The following is a 17,910-nucleotide window of genomic DNA, read 5'->3' as shown; positions in this document are numbered from 1 at the left end:
TAATCGGCCTAATTTAGAGAAATCTATTAACTGTTATTAGATTGTGCTTCTAAAGCTACCTTTAACAACTTATCAGCTTCATCTCTTGACGCTACGAACGTCGCTTTTTCCTTTTTAGGCACTGAATCAGCCATCGGAATATTCGCTGTCATCGCGTTCACAGGACGACCACGTTCGATTAACTCATAATGCAAGTGTGCACCCGTCACTCGGCCAGTTTTACCTGACAAGCCAATACGCTGACCACGAGATACCGTTTGTCCTTTACGAACGAGGATCTTACTCAAATGGAGATAACGCGTTTTGTAAGTGCTACCGTGCTGAATAACGACGTAGTTACCGGCGTATGGGTGCTTACGGGTCATGATCACTTTACCATCACCCGTCGCTTGAACTGGCGTACCAATTGGCGTAGCGAAATCTGTACCGTTGTGAGGTGAGACTCGGCCTGTCACAGGGTGTAAGCGCTTGGGGTTAAACTGAGAACTCTGACGCCATCCACTGCTTACAGGGTAACGCTGGAAAGCACGTTGTAAGCTATCGCCATTGGCATCGTAATATTGCCCATCAGTGTGTAAGTACGCAGAAACAACACGATTACGATTCATGATCTTAATCGCTTCGATTTCACGCTTTCCGGTTGCGACACCATCAACAAATTGCGCTTTCTGAAGCACTTCAAACTGATCGCCAGCGCGCAGGTCGCGGCTAAAGTTCAGCTTATCTTTAAGAAGCGTCACAATATGGTCAATTTCAAGACTATTCAGGCCAACCTTGTTCGCCGACATAGAGAAACTACCGTGAATATCACCCACTAAAGGCTTTTGCTTCCATTCACCAGGAATAGAAATGTCTTCAAATTCATAGCTGCCATCTTCAAGTCGTCGGTAAACTGCTTTATCCGCAACACTAAATTGAATTTCCATTTTGGAAAGATTGCCCGTCGCCTCATCACGCCAAAAACGTAATGTGTTACCAGGACGAAGTGTGTCTAGGGCAAGGAAGTTTAAATCGGTTTCCATCACGCTCATCATCGATTTATAAGAAAATCCAAGTTGAGTGAAGATGCTACTCAAGTTATCGCCCGTTTGAATTTGATACTCAAACGTCGGCGGTTCGATAATCGCGACAGAAGAAGGTGATAGGATTGACTCAATAACGGTTGAGTCAGGTAAATCAAGATCGATCGTTTTCGTCAGATCCGATTCTGAAGATTGCAAAGCAATACCAAACGCTGCAATAAGTGGCAGTCCTAAAATAGCTACTTTTTTTACAGGTGAAAGCTCAGCAAACGGAGAAGAAAATATTTTTGAATACACGGTAAACAGGTCTTTCTACGATATAAAGGCATAGGATATGCTTTTCAAACGCATAAATCATCATTGCATTGTCATAATATGATGTGAATCTGCCCAATTTGGACTAAGTCATTGAGTTACCGTAAGTGAAAACTCGCTACACGATTAATAATATTAACCGCCAAATAAAAAATTAAAAAAGCAGAAACGGCTAGTTTCTGCTTTCTATTGATTCACGCTACTTCATCTCGATTAAGCGTTAACCGTCGATACCAAGCAATTGTCTTCACCAAACTCATTCGGGATATAACGATCAGCATTCGCATCGTTCACCCATTGTTGGTCATCAACTAGATAGCGGAATTGAAACTCGCCATCTTTAGGTAGGCGAGTTTTAAATTTGTAAACCTTCCCTTTGGCCAGTTTTTTCATTGGGGTGGCTTTCCAATCAAGAAAGTCAGCAACGATGGATACAGAGTTCGCTTCTTGAGCTTCTAGCTCGAAGGTCACTTCAACTTCATCTTTCGTCTTAAAAAAACGTTTATTAATCATTCGCAAGCTCCATTTGTAAAAATAGGCAGACACCAAGCATAAGGAGTGTCTAAATTTCATTCATCTAATTAAGATAATATGTAATTTAGCTCACATAAACAACAGATCCTTGCATTAACGAAAACGTTATTGCTTACCAATTGATTGCGTATCAAAAGAAAAGCTCATTAACACCTTTTCAGAAGGGGATTCTGCAAATGATTGTTCCGCAGAATGCTGAGTAAAGCCGATAAAACCTTCCCCTGTTTGTTTGCTAGCGGATTGTAAATCTTGCTGCTGAGCGACCTCTAAAGTCTGAATTTGCACTCTATCGCCTAGAAAAAGCTGGTTGACTAGCACGACACGGCTTCGCTGCTGGTCATGTTTAAACAAGCCAAGATAATAGAACACGCCACTGCCTTGGTTAGATACCCACATCGGTGCGACAAAGAAACTCGCCTTGCCCAACGTGACGGCTGAAAGGTTGTTGGTGTCTACCGTTACCACACCACGCTCAACACCCGAGTCATAGCGTCCAAAGGCTATAGCTCTAGGTTCATCGACTTCATTAATAAAAGCGTACGCGTTGGTTTCGGGTACTTTAATTGTCCATGGGTTGGTCGTCTTCAAATCAAAAACGGTTTCAACAACAGGGTCATAACTGACTTGAGAAGAAGGAAACTTCGCCAAGATCTCTTCGTCACTTAAGCTAAAGCGATAAATACCCGCCAGTATCACCACAACCAGCATGACAATTGGAATCAGTAAAATCAGAGGTATAGGTAAGATTTTCTTTTTCATGAGCAATTATATTCTTTTGTTTTCATCCAGTTGTGCAGACCATAAAGGGCTTTAGTATAATTATCAATACAGGGTTAACCAGAAGTGGAGCATGGATGGATATCAATCATATTAAAGATAGAAATATCAGAAGTTGCGAATGCCGCTGTGGAGCAGTCAACCTAGTATGCAGAGGCGAGCCTCAACGCACCTCTGTATGCCATTGCTATGAATGTCAGAAACGCACCGGAAGTGTGTTTGGTGTTCAGGCTCGGTTCCCAATAGAACAAGTCACATTAAACGGAGAAGTCACTTCTTTCTCACGCATCAGTGATACGGGTGGTGAAGTGACCTATCAGTTTTGCCCTAAGTGTGGCACCACCATGCTCTTACAATCTGTTGCTGCTGCCGATTTTTATATCGTCCCGCTCGGATTATTTAAAGAGCAAGACTTTCCGCTACCGAGCTTTTCAGTCTACGAAGAACGTAAACACGGCTGGGTCAAATTTGACCATCAAATGAGTCACTACAACTAGCCTGTTACTGACCTTTATCTCGATAAAGCAACGGCATTAGAACAAACTGCAATACTGTTGCCTAAGATCAAATATCAACGCACCACAGCGCTAGCGTATCTTTTCGCTAGCGTTATAATCGGCTCCTCTTTTTAACCCAGGGTGAACCACATGATTTCTAAGCTACCTCGCTGGGTTGAATACGGCGCTTTGCTGCTCGCAGGCCTTGCTGGCAGTGTTAATGCGATTGGCTTACTCGGCTTTCAGCATCAAGCGATCTCCCACATTTCAGGCACCATGTCTTTATTAGGCAGTAGCCTGCTCACACCAACTTCGGCTTCTTTACATCTTTTACTGATTATCATGAGCTTTATGTTAGGTGCAGCCTTCAGCGGATTCTTTATTGAGAACCAAGCACTGAAGTTAGGGCGTCGTTACGGCGTTGCTCTGTGCATTGAAGGGGGGTTGCTATTTTTAGCACTTTGGGCACTGTTACAGGGCTACACTTCAGGCCAATACTTCGCTTCAGCAGCCTGTGGTTTGCAGAACGCGATGATAACGACTTACAGCGGTGCGATCATTCGAACAACGCACATGAGCGGGATCATCACGGATCTTGGGATCATGATTGGTGCTCGCTTAAAGGGGATGCCTTTTGACCGTCGTAAAGCCAAACTACTGATGTTCATTGTGGTTGGCTTTCTGTTTGGTGGTTTAAGCGGAGCTTGTCTGTTCCAGCGCTTTGAAATTTTGGCGCTGGCTTTCCCTGCCTCTTTCGCTTTCATTATCGCATTTAGCTACTGGCTCTACCTGACCTATCGAACTGAAACGCCAGTCAATTTATAAATATCTGGCAATATATCCTCAAATTACGTAACATCCGCAACACTTTATTCTAAACTCTTAATGAGTTGCAGAATAACCAGTGTGAATAGTTAGCGATATTTGATGAATAGTATTGCAAGCACTATCAATACTGGGTAATCTTGCAGCCAGTGAGAAAATACGGATGTTTAGAGAATAAAAACGCCAAGGATGTGGCTTTTTTACATGTAGAAATACGAGAACAATTAACATGTCTAACAACACGAATACTGCTCAACCAGAGAAATCTAAAGGCAGTTTCTGGGTTTTCTTAATCCCATCTCTGATTGGTTTATTCCTTTTCATGGCGCCAATCAGCTACCAAGGTGATCTAACGATCCCTGTCGCTATTCTAGCCAAATCAATTCAAGCGGTTTTCGGTGAGTCTCTAGTTGCTATTATCACTGCAATCGTTGCCTTCATGTCTGTAGCTTCAGTTTTAAGCACCATTTTCAAACCTGCATTCATTACATCGAACTCATTTTTAAGCGGCCTTTTCAACCCATCTCCACTGTGGTTGTTGGTTCGTCTTATCGGTGGTGCTGCAGCATTCATGGCTTTCTTCCAAATCGGCCCTGAATTTATTTGGGAAGAAAACACCGGCGGTCTCGTACTAGAAGGCCTATTGCCGACTCTATTTTCAGTGTTTATCTTTGCTGGTTTGTTACTGCCACTACTACTTAACTTTGGTTTGCTAGAATTGTTTGGCACCTTACTAAGTAAAGTAATGCGCCCAATCTTCAACCTGCCTGGTCGTAGTGCTATCGACTGTATGGCTTCTTGGTTAGGTGACGGCAGTGTCGGTATCCTGCTTACAAGTAAACAGTACGAGAAGAAATTCTACACCCAGCGTGAAGCCGCTGTAGTTGGTACGACTTTCTCTGCAGTCTCTATCACGTTCAGCCTTGTGGTTATTGCTCAAGTAGAGCTAGAGCACCTATTCCTACCTTTCTACGCAGCAATCTGTCTAGCGGGTATTGTGGCTGCGGTAATCATCCCTCGCCTTCCGCCACTAAGCATGAAGAAAGACACCTTCATTGATGGCAGCAAGCCTCACAAAGACGCTGACGCGATTCCTGCAGGTCACTCAACATTCTCTTGGGGTCTTGAGCTAGCAGTAAACAAAGCATCACAAGTTAAGTCAGCTAAGTCAGTATTTGCTGAAGGCATCCGTAACGCCGTAGATATGGTATTTGGTGTACTGCCTGTTGTTATGGGCCTTGGTACGATGGCACTGGTTATTGCAGAATACACATCGGTATTCTCATTCCTAGGTCAACCTTTCATTCCATTCCTAGAGCTACTTGGTGTTCCTGAAGCGGTTGCAGCATCTGAAACCATCGTGGTTGGTTTTGCAGACATGTTCATCCCGGCAATCCTTGCGGCTTCTATCGACAACGAGATGACTCGCTTTGTTATTGCAGCAATGTCGGTAACTCAGCTGATCTACATGTCTGAAGTAGGTGCTCTGCTTCTAGGCAGTAAGATTCCAGTGAACATCCTCGAACTGTTTATTATCTTTATTCTGCGTACGTTAATTACACTTCCGGTTATCGCTGGTGTAGCACATCTAATATTCTAAATTAGACCCTACTGATATAGCGTAATTAAGAACTATTTTATAAAGCCTCACTTTTGTGGGGCTTTTTATTGCCAGTAAAGACATTCCCTACTCGCTTAAAATACATTCACCTACCCACCAAAAATACATCCAAGATATAAAATTGGCATATCATTTAATTTCATATCTGTTTACCTTCCTTCTCGTCTTATAATAGAAAACCACACACATAAACGTCTAATTAATAAATTATCAATACCCGTAGGCTCTAGGCTCGCGTGTATCTTCAACTCATTGAACCAAATGCTAAAAGTAACAAATATATGATTTAGTGAATTTTGTATTGTTTAGGTTGTTGTATTTTTGTAGTCTATTTTGTGAAATTACATTCAAGTAAATTTCAATCTCGTCGATATATATAATTAGAAAAACACGATTAACTTTAGACTTCGCAAAGCCTGTGAGAAGGGGAACACTCAATGAAATTTAGCCATAAGGTGGTTGCTGCATCATCAGCCTTGCTGCTAGTGACAGTATCATTGCTTTCAATACAACAACTTTACACCGTAAGAAGTGCTGTAGAAAACCACGTCAATGCGAGCCTAAAAGAGATGGTCTCTGGCGTAAAAAATACAGTCGTATCAGAAATGAACGCCAAGAAAGCGTTGGCTCAATCGACGACTGAAGTCATCGAGATTAACCCTCAAGACCGTACTTACGTAAAAGAAATCCTAGAAAAACCAAAGCTTAAAAACAGCTTCCTAGCGGTTGGCTTTGGTTATGAAGCAAACGGTTTCGTCATTGAGAATGATGACGGTTGGGAAGCCGGTCCAGATTACGACCCACGAATCCGCCCTTGGTACATTGATGCTAAATCCAAAAACAGTTTAGTGGTTACCGCTCCTTATGTGGATGCATCAAGTAAGAAAGTCATCATCTCTGTGGGTACGCCAGTTAAAGACAGCGGCCGCTTCACGGCAGGTATGTTCTACGACCTAGAACTGACCAACCTTGCGACATTGGTAAACCAAGTGAACTTGTTTGATGCCGGCTACCTATTCCTAGTCACTGCTGACGGCACAACGATTGCTCACCCGAATGCGAAAAACAACGGTGAAACGCTTTCAAGCTACATGCCACAAGCAAGCATTCGTGAAGGCTCTCAAGAAATTGAAGTCGACGGAAAAATGTTCCTAGTTAACTTCACCCACATCCCAAGTGAAGATTGGTACATTGGCGCAATCCTTGATGAAGAGATCGCGTTCCAAACCGTGGAAGATCTGAAGAACAGCTCGATGATCTACTCATTGATTGCGGTAATTCTCAGCATCATTGCACTGACTGTTCTGATCCGTGTGTTAATGCGTCCACTTGATGTGCTTAACCAAGCAATTCAAGATGTGGCGAGCGGTCAAGGTGACTTAACCAAACGACTAGACACCAACACAGACAAAGAGTTCTCTGACCTAGCAAAAGGTTTCAATACCTTTACTGAAAACCTGCAAAACCAAATCATTCAATCAAAAGCGATTGGTGTTGAGATTAAGCGTGGTACTGAAATCACGGTTAAAGGTGCAGGCGAATCAGCAAACGCGATGAATACCCAACTGCAAGAGCTTGAGCAATTAGCGACTGCAATGAACGAGATGGCAGTGACTGCAACAGAAGTCGCGAACAACGCTCAAGGCGCAGCAGCAGCGGCTCGTGAAGCTGACGAAGCAACGCTAGACGGTACATCTGTAGTCAGTGATACCACTCAAGCCATTGATAACCTTTCAGCACGTATCGACCAAGCGGTTGCAGAAGTACAAGTACTGGAATCAGCGACAGCCAACATCGAAACGATTCTTAAAGTAATCAACGATATTGCAGACCAAACTAACCTACTCGCATTGAACGCAGCGATTGAAGCGGCACGTGCTGGTGAATCTGGTCGTGGTTTCGCAGTCGTAGCCGACGAAGTTCGAACTCTGGCGCAACGTACTCAAGAATCGACCACTGAAATCCGCAACATGATTGAGCAACTCCAAGCGGGTGCAAGCTCAGTATCGAACGCGATGAACCAAAGTAAAGACACAGCCACTGACGCCGTTGAACGCGCTCAGCAAGCAAACTCTTCACTTGACCGCATCCGTGACGCGATTCAGCGTATCTCTGATATGAATATTCAAATTGCTTCAGCAGCAGAAGAGCAGAGCTTAGTAGCGGAAGAGATCAACAACAACACAGTTAAGATCAAAGACCTTTCAACACAAGTATCCAACGCGGCTCAAGAAGCAAACACGGCAATGCAGGTACAAACTGACAATGTTCGCCAACAAGACGAGCTATTGAACAAGTTTACGGTTTAACAGAAGTTTGTGTTAATCAGCGCTTAGCTTAACCAATACATAGGCTTAACCAACGTTCCGCCAAGAACCTAAAAAACAAAAGACCCGTTTACTAGATGCTAGTAAACGGGTCTTTCTTTTTTCGACTTCTCTTTCTAACCGATCAGACTTAACTCATCACAGGTTCGAACTCATTGGTCGTCAGCATCATGCACTGATTAGATTCAACCTGAATGGTTAGCGTCTTATCGACACAATCAAACACTGCACCAGACAATAAGTCAGTTACTGTACCAGTCCAAGCCAGTGATGCCGTTTTACTTCGCTTCGACTTGTTGATCACCACAATGCCTTTGTCTCCACGGACAAACACCAGCAAATCATCATTTGCCTCAACCACACGCATCGCTTCGCCATGAACATGGTTATGAAACTGAATCATGTTTTTCATGTAAGGCGCTTGCCAATCGTTAAGCCAACGAGGCTGAACGTTCTGATCCAGAATGCCGCTGGTACTTAGCTCACTGTAAACAAGCGGCACACCCCCGTCTCGACCAAGAATAAAGGCATGAGCTAATCGCTCGTCAACTTCACCCATTACGTGATCCAAAAATACTTCATTATTTGGAATATCATGAGTGACGGCAAAAGTGATTGCTCGCATATTCGATAACGCCTGACCAAAACAGTAAGGATTGATCAAAGACTTAAAGCTGCCCTGCTCTTCAAAGGATTTGAAGATGGTATTGAACAGAGGGAAATCGTAAGCGCCTAAGCGAGTGTGTTTGAGGTAAGGCTCAAGGAACAACTCATACTCTTCTTTGGTCGCACCACCATCAGTAATGATCTCGCCAAAAATATGCATTTCTTCGCAAATATCATCAGTCCACACCTTGCGTAGATGTGACAGTGTCATGTGTTTCGCTGCGTCTATGCGAAACCCTTTCACGCCAATCTCTTTTAAGGCTTTTAGGTAAGCTCTCTGCTGCGCGACCACATTGTCGTTGTCTAACAGCGTTGGCAAGCCAGGGTCACTAACTCCACCAGTAATACGTCCGTTCTGTACTTCCCAAGTGTCTTTCCAGTTTTTGATACCAAACGCTTCAACAAAGTCGTTTTCATCAAATAAAGGCTTAGAAAGATCGCCAAACAAACGTATGGATTCGTAATAGTCAGCATCTTCTTGATAAGACGCCATGTCTTGCTGATTTGGATACGTTAAATCGCCACGGATACCCGACTCATTGGCCATGTGGTTAAACACGACGTCCACATAGGTACGAAGCCCGTGTTGCTTTAACGTGTTCACCATCGCAGTGAAATCTTGCGTGTCACCCAGCTGATTATCAATCACACGATAATCTTGTGGTTGATAGCGCTGCCACCATTGGGTGCCAGAATCACGGTCGCAACCTTTAGGTCCGCGTAACGACTTCATTGCCGGTGATACTAAAACAGATTTATAACCCAATTCTTGGATCAGTGGGGCGTTCTTCATTACGTCAGCGTAGCACCAGTCAAAGGCATGCAATATCACATCTGTCGCTGGGTTGCTTAACATAGCTGAACTATCCATGTTGTTCTCCTACCAAACTTGTTTACAGCTTTCTAGATAAATACAAAGGCTAAAAGGCAAAGCTGCATAAATTTCCTTAAGAATGGTATTTATTATATGAGTTACTCATTAAAAACCCTCCTCCTCCCACCGATTAGTCACGGCGGATAGTCAAGGGCGTAGTGCCAATTATCGCATAACGTCTGGGATGAACACTCAACCGTAGTGCTTTAAACTGCACAAAAAAGTGACAAAAAAGGAGCGTACATACGCTCCTTTTATTCAATCTAACACATATTTATGACTAAGTTCTGTAAAGAACCTTCACTACGTGCCAGCCAAATTTTGTTTTAACAAGGTGTGGTACTAGCGTCTCACCAGAGAAACAAACCTTATCAAACTGAGGCACCATTTGACCTTTTTTGAACTCGCCTAGGTCTCCGCCCTTTTTACCAGATGGACACGTTGAATGCTTCTTCGCTAGCGTTTGAAACTTAGCACCTTTTTTAAGCTGCTTGATGATGTCTTCTGCTACTTCTTTGTGCTTCACCAAAATATGAAGCGCTGCTGCTGTTCTTGCCATGATAATTCTCAGTGCGTTGCGGTCAGTTTACTTACGATGGTTGCTTAGAGCATCGTTAATGAACTGACTATTGTAATTCTGTTTATCGCTAACGACTTGTCGACATAAAACCATCGACAGCGCGCGTTTAGCGTGATTTTAACCCAAGAACTGCCAATCTTCACTCTATAACCGAAAACAACTGCCTTAAAACCCCTAAAAACCGTATAGTGACTTGCCGACATCTCTGTTTCCCTTTAAATTAATCCTTATAAATTAAGCGGGTATTAAGTAGGAGCCACTATGGCCAAACCGATCAGTAAAGCGAGTCAGTCACAGGGAATGTTGATGTTCAAGTTATCCCTTACTCAAAGTTTTGCGATAGGCACGCTTAAAGTCAGAGAAATCGTCCCTTTCCAGCCAATGACCCAGATCCCCTACTCTCATCACCATGTGATTGGTACGGTGACCATCCGCGACCTTACGGTTCCTGTCATTGATATGTCTGCTGCGATTGGTTTTCGCCCTATCACACCCTCGGATTACCAAGATTGTGTGCTCATCGTCACCGATTGTTTAAGAACAGTAGTGGCATTTTTGGTTCGTTCGATTGATAAAATCATTGAATGTGATTGGAAAAGCATTGAATCGCCACCCGCCAGTGTGGGTCGTAATGTGTTTGTGACGGGTATTACGCGTTTTGAAGATCGTATCGTGCAAATGCTCGACGTGGAGTTACTACTTTCTAAGATCTACCCGGCTTATGAAAACGCGCATATTCCAATGCTGACTGATGTCGAAAGGGAACGCCTCAAAGCGCTGAACATCTTATTGGTTGATGATTCTTTGATTGCGCGTAAACAACTATCTGATGCCTTAGACAGCATCAACATCCCTTACAGCATTTGTAATAACGGCTTAGATGCAATTGACCTGATGCGACGCCAAGCTAGCGTAGGCAATGCGATTGATCTTCTAGTGAGTGATATCGAGATGCCTGGACTCGATGGCTATGAGCTTGCGTTTGAAGTACAAAATGACAGCGCACTGAGTCATGCCTACTGTATTTTGCATACCTCACTGTCCAGTGAAATCTGTGTCGACCGAGCCAATCAGGTAGGTGCACATGAAGCACTTGAGAAGTTCAATGCGGGCGAATTAATCGAAGCCATGCTACGCGGCGCAAAAGTCTTAAACGAAGCATCTACGGCTGCTTAGACGCTATTTTGGAAGCTAAACCTAGCATCATGCTTAATGGTTTAGCTTCTTAGCTTCTTTAGGATTAGAGATGATTCAATGTAGAACTCTTCCTTAAGATTTCTTTGGCATAGAATAGCTCTTACTCACAAATTCCACTTCCTCTACCTCATTGACATGATTGGTAAAAGACGCCAATGCATAGAGTGTGTTCGCGACTAAGTTAGCGTATTTAAAAAGAATCGGGTCTGGCGATTTTTTGCTTTCATGATGCTCAATACTCACCAATGCTCGCACGACTTTTTTAGCCTGACAGCGACACAAGTGAAGCTCGCTGGATACTCGATGCCCACCGGGTAAAACAAAACCTTTGAACCCGCCTTCTAGCTGATCACGAACATGATGATAATCTTGCTTGAGCTCGACCAATTCAGATTCTGTGATGGCGAGTTTCCCACGTACAGACCCATTTAAGTGATAGATATTCGGTTGTAGGCGTTGCAGGATTTCACGAACCTGAGGCTCCAATTCCAAAGAAAGCACCAACCCAACTCGACAACAGAGCTCGTCCGATAAGATTTCAAAATCACAGATAGGGCTGTCTTCATAAATAAATGGGTAACAGAACTCGTCCCAATCTCGACTTACTGGTTTCACGTATCGATCCTTAAACTTTAATATTAATCAGACGCCAATATACCAAACTCTTTGATTTAATCTGCTTTTTCTCGAGTTAAAGTCTCGTATTTACAACGTGGCCTTAAGAGACAGCGACAATATTTAGGCATAAAAAAGCCCTCACATTAGAGGGCTCTTAACATTAGATTAAACGAGATTACTCGTTAGATACTTTTTTGTGGCCTTCTTCCAGGTGAACGAAATCCACCAGATCGTCGCCAGATACTTGGTATGCCTGACCAAAACCTTTAACGAACAGGCCGTTTTCTGCTTTAAGGTTGAACAGAGAGAAGTCTTGCAGCTGGCTCAAACCATCAATGATTTCACCAAAACGCTCTTGCATCTGACCGATCACTTGAGTCCAAAGCTCAGTTTCACGCTCTACAACACTTGCTTGAGCATCAAACGTCAAACGCTTGCGTGCGTAAAGTTGCTTCGAGCTCTCTTCATCTTCAATCATCATCAACGAGACTTGAGGGTTTGCTTTCAAGTTACGCGCATGACGAGCAATATCAGAAATGAGAACAAAGTAACCCTCTTGGTTTTGAACGAAAGGTGCGTAACTTACGTTCGGGCGACCTTCTTGATCAACCGTTGCAAGTTGAAGGGTACGGCGCTCTTGGCGAAATTCTTTAATTTCTGGACCTAGGCGACCTTGTAGACGTTCTTGTTTTACTTGCTGTTCCATGGGTAATTCCTTTCTTCACTTTCTCTGATTTATTATTTTTCGCCCGAGGTTGAGCGATCATTAGCAAACTAAACGATCCTCGAGCATTGATGTATGTTCTAATGACCTGGCAACCTTAGTTAAGCTTGCCGTTAATTGTGCTTAAGCTTGTTCTTTTAGCGCTTTGAAGCGTTCTACTTGGTCGGCAATCAGCTCGCGCTTTTCATTGCGGCCTAGGTAGATCTTAAAAATGTTCTCGCCGGTTTCACTGAAGAAGCCGAAGTAATGACTTTCACGACCCATGAACGCCTTGCTCACCAAACCGATATGTTTAACGTTATCAAGCTTTAGGTGACCATGAAGCTCGCCCTCTTTGCCCATCAAGTTGTAGTAACCACGTGCTACTTTTCCTTTCGGGAATGGTGCTTTTACTTCAAAGATAGAACCAAATGAATGCACAATAGTGGTCACAGGGCCCCAACCAACTAAACCTTCTAGAATCTCTTGAGCACGGCTGCCATCTAGCATTACCGCCATGTCGTTTGGAAAAGCAGCAACCACTTCAACTTCTGAAACACCTAGCTTCTCAGCAATTGCTGTCGGCAGTAGTTTTGGCTCTTCTTCTAAAATTAGAGCTACGCGTTGTTCTAGAGTTTCTGTCATTTCTAATGTTGTATCTGTCATTGAATATGTTCCGTATAAACGAGTAATTTACGTAAGTTATAAACTAAAGATTCGATATTAAGCGTGCTTCAAACTTGCATGCGGGTGGCCGACCGAACCGGATGCCTTCGGTGTTGGATGCATAGCCTGATATTCAGCGTTAAGCACTTGAATCACACTTTGAGCGAGGCTTACTGCCCAGAAGCTGCCAGCAATAGTGAGGGTCAGATAATCTTCCGAAAGCTCAACTAGACCATTCTTTTCCCAATGCAAAAACAGAGGCTTCAGATAATCGAACGTGTCTTGCCCCATAAAGCTCGGTAAGGTACTTCTTCTCACAACACCAGAATCAAAACCGGCCTTCAATGAAGAGAAAGTTGGCTCTAATGAGCTTTGTTTCGTCATCATGGCTATTGGCAGTTGACCTTGCTTTATAGACTCCATGTAGCTGTCTAAAGTTCGATGTTGCATCACACCGTGGCCACCAATGTTGCCACCAGCGCCACAACCAATAGGCAGAACTTCGGCGTAGGTTTTCGCTAAGCTGTTATAAATACTGCGTTCACGGTTATCGCGAGTCCAATGATTCACGCTCAGTTGCTTGACCTTATTTTTTGCCATGAACTCGACACCCGCCAAGTACATGCTCGCTTTATCTGGCGTATTGGCCGGTGGTGGGATTTTTCCTTTCTCAACAAGATTAAGCATAGGTGCATTGCCCGAAACAATCAGTTGGTAGAGATCAATACCGTGTGCCCCAGTAGACATGTAGTCTTCTAAATCTTGTTGGAACACTTCCATCGACTGATGTGGTAACCCATATAGCAGATCAAGAACGATAGGCGCTTGTTCAGTACGGCTCAGTGAACTGATACGTTCCATCACAACCTCTCGGTCATCTAAGCGCTTAGCACTGCGCCTAACCTGAGTATTGAAACTCTGAATACCGAATGAGAAACGGTTGAAGCCACCCTCTAGTGCACGGTCAAACATTTCATCGCCAAATCGATTGATGCGCCCTTCCAAGGTCATTTCCACATCGTTTGCCAGTGGGAAATATTGGCGAATAGCCTTGCCTAACTGCTCTACTTGTTGAGGAGACAAATCGGTTGGTGTTCCACCGCCAATATAAACGGCGTGAAATAATCCAGATTGCGCCCAAGGAGTTCTGGCTTTTTGCTTCAGCTCTACCATTAGTGCATCGAAATACTCATCCACTAGTTTGCGGCTTGCAGCATTTTGGAAAAAGTTACAGAACGTACACCGCACGCGACAGAAAGGAATATGGATATACAAACAACGTTTATCCTGTTTTTTCCCTTCAATTAGCATCAGTTCATCAAAGATCTCTAACTTCTTACTCGGATCGACCGGAATTGAACTTCCCCCGGCATGTGCAGAATGCTTTTTTGCAAACGCAAAACGAAGCGGATCAGGGCTAGAAACACCCAAAACTGATTCGTCAAACTTATAAATATCAAGACTCATATAATCTCTCTAAACACTTACATAGCAAAGTCTGGAAGACTATTCGCTAAAAACTGAGAGAATCATAAATAGACGTAAATGATAATGCAATTGATAATTGATCTTATTTAGATTCTAAGCAATAATCCAATACAGATTTTAGATTTGGTAAAGGATTGAATGTGAACGTTCCTAGATATGTTATTGCAGGCGGTGCATCGTTAGTGATTCATGCAGCGCTGTTATTTGTCGCTCAAGAATCCAAAGTCTTTGCGATGCCTGCAGGTAGCCAATCGAACACGGTATCGATCAACTTCACGCCTAAGAGCACGCCTTCCCCGGCTCAACAAAAAACCATCACAGAGCCGGTTGAACCAGAACCAATCAAAGAAACGGTCTCACAAGCTGAACCTAAACCTGTCGAACCCAAGGCCGTTGAGCCAAAGCAAGCCAAACCGACACCAAAGAAAAAAGCGATCACCAATAAGCCTCAACCCAAGAAAGTAGAGAAAAAGGTTGTTGAAAAGAAGCCAGTAGCAAAGAAAAAGGTCGTTAAGAAAGAACGCCCAGAACCAAAGTCCAAACCAACGCCTCAACCAGAAAAACTGGCCGATAAGAAAGTCGATAGAAACCTGGCCGAGTCTGCCAACCAACCTCAGCAAGTAAACCAAGGCGTATCAAACCAAGAGCCTGTGCTAGTCACTAAGCCTTCGTTTTCAGCTCCCCCTACTCCCCCGACTTACCCTCGACAGGCAAGACGTCGTGGTATTGAAGGGGTCGCAATTTATGAGGTCTGGTTAGACGCGGAAGGCAAACAAATTAAGCAAGCATTAGTAAATTCATCAGGCGTACTAATACTCGACAACGCCGCTTTAGACGCCATTAAAAAATGGAAGTTCTCACCCCACACTGTCAATGGTCGAGCGATTGCTCACCGAGTACAACTACCTGTTCGTTTTAGGTTGGAATAATCATGCAACAAATCAGTTACTTACAAGATCAACTTGGCTTAATGACTTGGCCTCTTCTTATCTGTTCAGCATTAACCGCAATGATCATCGCTGAACGTGTCTTCCAAGTGATGTTAAGCATTGGTGTTGGCAAACGCGCCATTCGTCGCGAGCTCAATCAAATATCACCAACCAACAGCAAAGAAATTGAGGCTCTCGCTCAGTCTATTTCTGGTAAACGACCGCTGCTGTACAAGGGCGTCTCGATGTTGCTTGCTCACCACTCTTTTTCGAAAGGACTACGTGAAGATGCGGCAGGCATCTGGCTACAAGAAAAACGCCACCAGCTTCATGCAGGTTTAAGGTTGCTTGGTTTAATCGGCGTGATCAGTCCACTCATTGGCTTGCTTGGTACTGTGCTTGGTCTTATCGAGATGTTCAAAGGTGTAGCTGCTACCACCGGAAGTATTACACCTAACGATCTAGCTGACGGCCTTGGCTTAGCAATGAGAACCACAGCGGCAGGTTTGATGATTGCACTGCCTGCGATCTCAGGGTCTCAACTGCTTGGACTTTGGGCCGATAGGGTTTTGGCGCAGCTAGAACATACTTTGAATTATGTGAATGTGTGGTTAGAAGGCATGTCGATTCAAACTAATCAGTCTGACGAAACTAAAGATTCATCATTAAACAAAGTCGCTGTCGGTGATGCGAGACAAGCATGATTAAAACGCCCCACTCATCTCAAACACAAAGTTTAGCTCCGGACTTAACACCGCTGCTCGACATCATTTTTATCGTGATGGTTTTCCTGCTGCTGACAGCATCGGTGAAGTTGGAGTCATTAGAAGTCGAACTGCCGAGCTCTGATATTAAGAACGTTTCTGAAGTTCATAAAGATTCGATTAGCGTCAATATCTTAGACCACGAACCCTACTGGGCGATTAACGGCCAAGAGTACATCGACTGGGAAAACTTCAAGATTGCATTGCTAGAAGAAACAGGCACATCAGACAAGAAGCCGATCATCATTGGTGCAGATAAAGCCGCCAACGTTGAGAACCTAGTGAAGTTGCTGTCTTTCCTTCAAGAGAACGGAATACCAGCGACTCAATTGCTCACTGAAGATGGCTAGAACAACTCTCAATTTTCATGAGACCTAACACCTTTTATAAGGTTTGGCTATGTACTGGTTGAGTACTCAAACCAAACTTCTATCGATTCGAACTCAACATGCGAACGGACTGCTCACTGAGTATCTTCGCGATTACTCTCCATCAGAAGAAAGTATAAAGAAATTATTATGAAAGACTTAAAAATGCTCAACAAATTAAATAATAACAAAAACTTACTCGCAATCGCTGCAATGAGTTTGGTACTAACAACACCTATCGCCAATGCTAACGACGCTGAGCAACCTCGAATCATCAGTGCGGGCAGTGCTGTGACTGAATTGGTTTTAGCTCTAGGTGCTGAAGAGCAGTTAGTGGCGATTGATGTGACCAGCCATTTCCCTCAAGCAGGGAACCTGCCGAAGATTGGCTACCACCGAAACCTTTCAGCAGAAGGCTTGATTGCCTTAGAGCCAACGACACTGATTGGCTCGGATGAAATGGGGCCAGACAACGCGATTTCTCAATTGAAATCTGCCGGTGTCGATGTCGAGATCGTTAACACCGAAGCAAACGTTGAGGGGTTATTAAAGCGTATCGACCAGATCGCAAAAATTACCCACACCGAAGCTCACTCACAGCAAGTCAAAGCTGAAGTAAATAAGAAGATTGCGGCACTAAAAGCAAACCAAGTACCCAACAACGAAGCGAAGAAAGTTCTGTTCTTATTATTGCATGAAGGTCGCCCGGCGAACGTTGCTGGCGGTGAAACGTCACCAAACGCGATCATTGAATTGGCTGGCGGTGTAAACCCTGCGGCTAAAAACCTGACATCTTACAAACCACTATCGATGGAATCACTCGTTGAAATGCAGCCTGATGTCATCTTGGTGAGTGGCCGCAGCTACAAAAAAATGGGCGGCGCTGACGCCATTCTTAAATCGCTGCCTATGTTAGCAGCGACTCCTGCTGGCATGAACAAGCAAATCATTACCGTAAAAGGCAGTGCATTAGTCGGCGGACTTGGCCTCGAAAGCCTTTCAGAAGCCAAGCGATTAAACGCTCTTATCTATCCGTTATAACTTATCTACCCGCTATAACTCGACCACCCTATTCTTACTGTTGCTAGCTCAGTTTCCATTACCTACCCGCTTTTCCGCAATGTTGGTGATGGATATTG

At 43.9% G+C, this 17,910-nt stretch carries 18 protein-coding genes; 9 read left to right on the top strand and 9 right to left on the bottom strand.

What is annotated here, in order from left to right; genetic code table 11:
* Positions 1 to 26: 26 nt before the first annotated feature.
* The 3 genes from shyA to AC3CIA_RS20805 form a co-directional block, all read right to left on the bottom strand.
* Positions 27 to 1,319: a peptidoglycan DD-endopeptidase ShyA gene (gene shyA / locus AC3CIA_RS20815; RefSeq protein WP_017077403.1), complete on the bottom strand. Its 1,293-nt coding sequence runs from the start codon at positions 1,317 to 1,319 to the stop codon at positions 27 to 29.
* A 231-nt stretch (positions 1,320 to 1,550) separates the two neighbouring features.
* Positions 1,551 to 1,850: an isoamylase early set domain-containing protein gene (locus tag AC3CIA_RS20810; protein ID WP_009845720.1), complete on the bottom strand. Its 300-nt coding sequence runs from the start codon at positions 1,848 to 1,850 to the stop codon at positions 1,551 to 1,553.
* Between the two features lie 126 nt (positions 1,851 to 1,976).
* Positions 1,977 to 2,630: a hypothetical protein gene (locus AC3CIA_RS20805; protein WP_237298316.1), complete on the bottom strand. Its 654-nt coding sequence runs from the start codon at positions 2,628 to 2,630 to the stop codon at positions 1,977 to 1,979.
* Positions 2,631 to 2,662: 32 nt separating this feature from the next.
* Here AC3CIA_RS20805 and AC3CIA_RS20800 point away from each other — a divergent pair, with 32 nt between their 5' ends.
* From AC3CIA_RS20800 to AC3CIA_RS20785, 4 genes are all read left to right on the top strand, one after another.
* Complete coding sequence (locus AC3CIA_RS20800; protein WP_488518974.1) at positions 2,663 to 3,145, top strand: GFA family protein; 483 nt, start codon at positions 2,663 to 2,665, stop codon at positions 3,143 to 3,145.
* Between the two features lie 150 nt (positions 3,146 to 3,295).
* Positions 3,296 to 3,970 (top strand): YoaK family protein, encoded by a 675-nt coding sequence (locus AC3CIA_RS20795; protein WP_004731845.1) that lies wholly within the window; start codon positions 3,296 to 3,298, stop codon positions 3,968 to 3,970.
* A 229-nt stretch (positions 3,971 to 4,199) separates the two neighbouring features.
* Positions 4,200 to 5,570 carry a YjiH family protein gene (locus AC3CIA_RS20790; protein ID WP_488518973.1) on the top strand — a complete coding sequence of 457 codons (1,371 nt, stop codon included), beginning with the start codon at positions 4,200 to 4,202 and terminating at the stop codon, positions 5,568 to 5,570.
* Positions 5,571 to 6,028: 458 nt separating this feature from the next.
* On the top strand, positions 6,029 to 7,900 hold the full coding sequence (locus AC3CIA_RS20785) for a methyl-accepting chemotaxis protein (RefSeq protein ID WP_114634832.1): 1,872 nt from the start codon (positions 6,029 to 6,031) through the stop codon (positions 7,898 to 7,900).
* 148 nt (positions 7,901 to 8,048) lie between these two features.
* On the opposite strand, the gene AC3CIA_RS20780 is transcribed toward AC3CIA_RS20785, so the two are convergent.
* Positions 8,049 to 9,455 (bottom strand): alpha-amylase family glycosyl hydrolase, encoded by a 1,407-nt coding sequence (locus AC3CIA_RS20780; protein ID WP_488518972.1) that lies wholly within the window; start codon positions 9,453 to 9,455, stop codon positions 8,049 to 8,051.
* Positions 9,456 to 9,738: 283 nt separating this feature from the next.
* Positions 9,739 to 10,017 carry a peptidylprolyl isomerase PpiC gene (gene ppiC, locus AC3CIA_RS20775; protein ID WP_004731852.1) on the bottom strand — a complete coding sequence of 93 codons (279 nt, stop codon included), beginning with the start codon at positions 10,015 to 10,017 and terminating at the stop codon, positions 9,739 to 9,741.
* A 282-nt stretch (positions 10,018 to 10,299) separates the two neighbouring features.
* On the opposite strand from ppiC, the gene AC3CIA_RS20770 reads away from it, so the two are divergent.
* Positions 10,300 to 11,214 carry a chemotaxis protein gene (locus AC3CIA_RS20770; RefSeq protein WP_488518971.1) on the top strand — a complete coding sequence of 305 codons (915 nt, stop codon included), beginning with the start codon at positions 10,300 to 10,302 and terminating at the stop codon, positions 11,212 to 11,214.
* Between the two features lie 93 nt (positions 11,215 to 11,307).
* Here AC3CIA_RS20770 and AC3CIA_RS20765 read toward each other — a convergent pair whose 3' ends face one another.
* From AC3CIA_RS20765 to hutW, 4 genes are all read right to left on the bottom strand, one after another.
* Positions 11,308 to 11,850, bottom strand: coding sequence for an ATP:cob(I)alamin adenosyltransferase (locus AC3CIA_RS20765; protein ID WP_488518970.1), 543 nt, complete (start codon positions 11,848 to 11,850; stop codon positions 11,308 to 11,310).
* 178 nt (positions 11,851 to 12,028) lie between these two features.
* The gene (hutZ, locus tag AC3CIA_RS20760) at positions 12,029 to 12,559 is read right to left on the bottom strand and encodes a heme utilization protein HutZ (RefSeq protein WP_017074765.1); all 531 of its coding nucleotides are present in this window, start codon (positions 12,557 to 12,559) and stop codon (positions 12,029 to 12,031) included.
* Between the two features lie 141 nt (positions 12,560 to 12,700).
* On the bottom strand, positions 12,701 to 13,222 hold the full coding sequence (gene hutX, locus AC3CIA_RS20755) for a heme utilization cystosolic carrier protein HutX (RefSeq protein WP_016784265.1): 522 nt from the start codon (positions 13,220 to 13,222) through the stop codon (positions 12,701 to 12,703).
* Positions 13,223 to 13,279: 57 nt separating this feature from the next.
* Complete coding sequence (gene hutW, locus AC3CIA_RS20750) at positions 13,280 to 14,689, bottom strand: heme anaerobic degradation radical SAM methyltransferase ChuW/HutW (RefSeq protein WP_341634546.1); 1,410 nt, start codon at positions 14,687 to 14,689, stop codon at positions 13,280 to 13,282.
* Positions 14,690 to 14,850: 161 nt separating this feature from the next.
* Here hutW and AC3CIA_RS20745 point away from each other — a divergent pair, with 161 nt between their 5' ends.
* The 4 genes from AC3CIA_RS20745 (at position 14,851) to AC3CIA_RS20730 (ending at position 17,812) form a co-directional block, all read left to right on the top strand.
* The gene (locus AC3CIA_RS20745) at positions 14,851 to 15,639 is read left to right on the top strand and encodes an energy transducer TonB (RefSeq protein WP_488518969.1); all 789 of its coding nucleotides are present in this window, start codon (positions 14,851 to 14,853) and stop codon (positions 15,637 to 15,639) included.
* 2 nt (positions 15,640 to 15,641) lie between these two features.
* Positions 15,642 to 16,343 carry a MotA/TolQ/ExbB proton channel family protein gene (locus tag AC3CIA_RS20740; RefSeq protein ID WP_017087354.1) on the top strand — a complete coding sequence of 234 codons (702 nt, stop codon included), beginning with the start codon at positions 15,642 to 15,644 and terminating at the stop codon, positions 16,341 to 16,343.
* On the top strand, positions 16,340 to 16,753 hold the full coding sequence (locus AC3CIA_RS20735) for an ExbD/TolR family protein (RefSeq protein ID WP_017077389.1): 414 nt from the start codon (positions 16,340 to 16,342) through the stop codon (positions 16,751 to 16,753). Before AC3CIA_RS20740 ends, AC3CIA_RS20735 begins: the two co-directional genes overlap by 4 nt.
* A gap of 168 nt (positions 16,754 to 16,921) precedes the next feature.
* Positions 16,922 to 17,812 carry a heme/hemin ABC transporter substrate-binding protein gene (locus tag AC3CIA_RS20730; RefSeq protein WP_488518968.1) on the top strand — a complete coding sequence of 297 codons (891 nt, stop codon included), beginning with the start codon at positions 16,922 to 16,924 and terminating at the stop codon, positions 17,810 to 17,812.
* The last annotated feature ends 98 nt before the right edge of the window (positions 17,813 to 17,910 follow it).

This window comes from Vibrio sp. QJM3NY_27, from assembly GCF_057785955.1.
The sequence above is the reverse complement of the archived record's forward strand: the minus strand, read 5'-3'. Positions and strand labels throughout refer to the sequence as shown.